Consider the following 3,600-nt stretch of genomic DNA (forward strand, 5'->3'; position numbering starts at 1 on the left):
AATTCAATCTCCTTATGTTATTGATCTCAAAGCATTTGAGCAGAAAATACTGAAAACAGTTCATAGGCATATAGAAAAATTGCGTAAGATTGATGAAAATAAATTTATAAGTAAGGCGCCTGCGAAGTTAACTTGGCAATAACTAGTATTGCTACTTAATTAGTAAGAAATCGTACAGACGGTTTTGTAGACCCTAGCTACTATCGATTATAAGATTTATATCTCTAATATTAAATAAAATGGATTAAACACTATGAAAGCAGTAGATAAAGTATCTGATTTGGCCCATCAAGCTGTTGATTTGGCAACCGAGAAAAATTTTCAAGTTGCTGATAAAATTGTAGATAAAGGGGATCAATTGAATTCCTTAGCCCATGTAGCCGTTGACAAAGCTACTAACAAAACCTATCAAGTGGCAGAGAAAATAGCGGATCAAGGAGATGAACTTAATAATTTAGGGCACGAAGCTATAGATAAATTCGCTAGCGCAACGAATAAGATAGCAGAAAACATTACCGAGCAAAGCGATAAATTAGTGAATACCCAGCAAAAACTAATTAATGATAGTTGCAAGTACATTCGAGAAAATCCCTTATATTCACTAGGGATAGCGTTTGGAGCAGGTTATCTACTGAGTAAACTACTACGTAATCGATGACACATAGAAGTGGCCTCACTTGATAAAGGAGTAGATGGATCAAATGAAGCATATTTCGCAGAAGCGTTGAGGAACGTCGTCGATGATAAGGTTGTTGATTCAGCAATTAAATAAGTGCAGATGTGCCTTTATTGTAATCTGTTTGTTCCGCTGAAGAATCAGAATTTTTTGTGCCGCTAGATAATTTATTAGGATATGGGCTTAACTTTATGATTCGATAAATTAAGCAAGAGATTAGTATGAAGGGCATCATAATAATTTGATAGATTAGAATAAATCATTAATTCAAACTATTAATGTTGAATCTAAGCCCTTAGTTTGGTGGTTTAGGTAAATTACTTACCGAATTGCCAAAATAATATAGTGATTTATATTATTGTTAGATCAATTTATGGCGCCTGAAAACCCTCAACCAAATAAAAAACTCAAAGTTATTGCCATCCTTTGTGTTTTTATAAAACTTTTGTTCTGATTATAATAGGAGAAAAAGATTTCTGGGGTTGGTAAGTAAATCGTCCTGGTTTCTGTGAAGGTTTTTTATTTTGAGTAAGCAGTATGGTAACCCCCCATTTTTATTGGGAGCTTACAATAGAGAGTTTTAGTTTAAAAGCTTCCGCCAGCTTTATCGCTGGTGTAATACCTCGGAGTGCCATATTCGAACGTTCCTTATTGTAAATCCACAACCATAGTGTTGCCGTAAGTTGCACCATTCTCAATGGTTCCAAATTCATTCATTTCAAATAGCAGAGTTGCATCCATTACTCCATACTTGCTGCGCCATTTATAAAAACTCGCACTGCTCGCCCCATGCTCTCGACATAAATCAGCCACAGGTACACCCCCTCACCTTGCTTAAATATCTGCATGATCTGGCTTTCCGTAAATCGCTACTTCTTCATCAGTAAAATTCCTCTTCGTTTAGGATAGAAAATTCTACTGTATTGCACCTCTAATATCGGGGAGGATTACCGGATCTGTGTCCTTTTTCTGTTGGCGACACTTTTCCATTTCAATCTGGCGATGAAATAACTCCAATAGGTTTCTATCCCGCGATTATTTAAACGGTCAATTAGCAACAATTTTCCGCCACTCCCTAGACGATTTTATGCAAGTTTTTATTACTTAACAGGATTTAGAATAAATTTTAAAATTTTTTAATTTCAACATCTTTGTAACGCTGCAATAAATCATTTAAACCATTTTTTTCCATCAGCGCCACAAGAGCTTGTTCAAAGGTTGTATGGTCGTGCACCCCTAATTGTTCTCCAATATCCTGAAATAGCTCTTTGATTCCTTCACGACACTTTAAATTTAATTGATTTTTAAAAGGAGACTGTGGTTTTCTTCTTCTTTGACTTTTATTTTTTCTACTTACGAAACCTGAATGTTCTGCAATTTTTTCAAGGTTTTTTAATTCTGTTTCTCGATTTCTTTCTTTTTTAACAGGAAGAAATTCGGATATATCGAGATCATCACTTAAATTTAAATGTGCACGTTCTTTAGTCATGGTTTTGGTCCCTTTTTCTCTTAATGCCCTTAATTCTTTCAATTACTTCAATCGCCAAGGCATGAGCATTTGCAATTGCTTTATCAATACCAGATACTTGTTTGGGGTCTAAATCATTGACAGTACCACCGAATGAGCGAATTGCTCTAAATGCTTCTCGATCAATCAAGCTAGCTTCAAAAATATCAATTCCTGCATCACGGAATTCTTTCATAATATGTTTTAATGTCCGTGGCGTAATTGCTGGATTAGTGCGCGTCATAAGCACAGCAAAAGGAATTAAGCGATTTAATACCTTTGCCTGACGATTAACTAATTTAATAGTTTTTGCTGCTTCGTCCGCGTCATCTTGAGATCCTTGACATAGCGTTATTACTAAATCAGCACGACTTATTGCACTAGCAACTGCCATGCTTGCCGTTCCTTCTAAATCTACCAGCACAAAAGCTGTTTTTTCTTGAGCACTATCTATATCATCTATAATCGTTTCTTCTGTGGACTTTTCAATGAGTTTAATATTCATTGGACAGCCATCTTTCTGAGCCCATTTTGCACTATGCTGGTTTGGATCTGCGTCAATAAGAGTAACGTTTGTATTATGACGTGCAAGTTCTGATGCTAGAATAATGGCTGCGGTGGTCTTCCCTGCCCCCCCTTTCGATGAAGCGAAAACAATTATCGGCATGTATTTATCCTAAATTATTAAGATAGCTATCTAGCAACTCATTTAAAAATGATATCTAAATAGCTATCAATTAATGTAAATATTATTGTCCTATTTATTCAAATCGACAACTTACTCTCCTTTGTATCCTGAAAGCAAACATATTGCTTATAACGATCCAGATTTAGAGGGTTATTTATTTACCTGGATAGCTATCTTGCAATAGATAACTTCTATAATCCATTAGTTCGATTTTTTTATGATACTTTTTAAGTTATTCACCTACATTGATGGAATGATAGCTATCTGGATATCTTCGTACATTAGTTATCTCGATAGCTATTTTGTATAATTAAGTATATCAAGAAAGCTATCGAATATAATTTACTTAAATATTCAAGTAAATAGATTTTTATAATAATATACATATAATTCAAGATGACACTATCCTTTATGTTTTCTAAAATCGTTAATATTAATCTTATATTTTAAATAAAGAATATTACCTGGATAGCTATCTTGGTAACTTTTTATTAGATAGCTTGTTAGATATCTATATATGAAATTTATTCATGAATAATATTGTCAATTGTTACAAATCGACAATTTTCTCTCATATGTATTTTGAAGGCAAGCATATAGTTTATAGCTATCATGATAGTTTATATTGATAAATATCATGATAGCTATCTGATGGTATTTTTGATATCTAGAAAGCTATCTATCTGTATTTGCCTAAATAATTTGCTAAATACAACTTGATAATAGGTT

At 33.6% G+C, this 3,600-nt stretch carries 3 protein-coding genes and 1 pseudogene; 1 reads left to right on the forward strand and 3 read right to left on the reverse strand.

Features of this window, described 5'->3' with window-relative positions:
* Positions 1 to 253: 253 nt before the first annotated feature.
* Positions 254 to 658, forward strand: coding sequence for a DUF883 C-terminal domain-containing protein (locus C7H79_RS16660; protein ID WP_106708356.1), 405 nt, complete (start codon positions 254 to 256; stop codon positions 656 to 658).
* Positions 659 to 1,384: 726 nt separating this feature from the next.
* Here C7H79_RS16660 and C7H79_RS19155 read toward each other — a convergent pair.
* From C7H79_RS19155 to C7H79_RS16675, 3 genes and pseudogenes are all read right to left on the reverse strand, one after another.
* Positions 1,385 to 1,524: pseudogene (locus tag C7H79_RS19155) on the reverse strand (transposase); the annotation flags it as partial.
* 278 nt (positions 1,525 to 1,802) lie between these two features.
* A complete protein-coding gene (locus tag C7H79_RS16670; RefSeq protein WP_106708358.1) occupies positions 1,803 to 2,165 on the reverse strand; it encodes a hypothetical protein in 363 nt (120 codons plus the stop codon).
* Positions 2,158 to 2,850, reverse strand: a complete 693-nt coding sequence (locus tag C7H79_RS16675) for a ParA family protein (RefSeq protein ID WP_106708359.1) — start codon at positions 2,848 to 2,850, stop codon at positions 2,158 to 2,160. The genes C7H79_RS16670 and C7H79_RS16675 overlap by 8 nt, the downstream gene beginning before the upstream one ends.
* Positions 2,851 to 3,600 lie beyond the last annotated feature (750 nt).

It is taken from the genome of Nitrosomonas supralitoralis (assembly GCF_003011925.2).
Classification (GTDB): Bacteria; Pseudomonadota; Gammaproteobacteria; order Burkholderiales; family Nitrosomonadaceae; genus Nitrosomonas; species Nitrosomonas supralitoralis.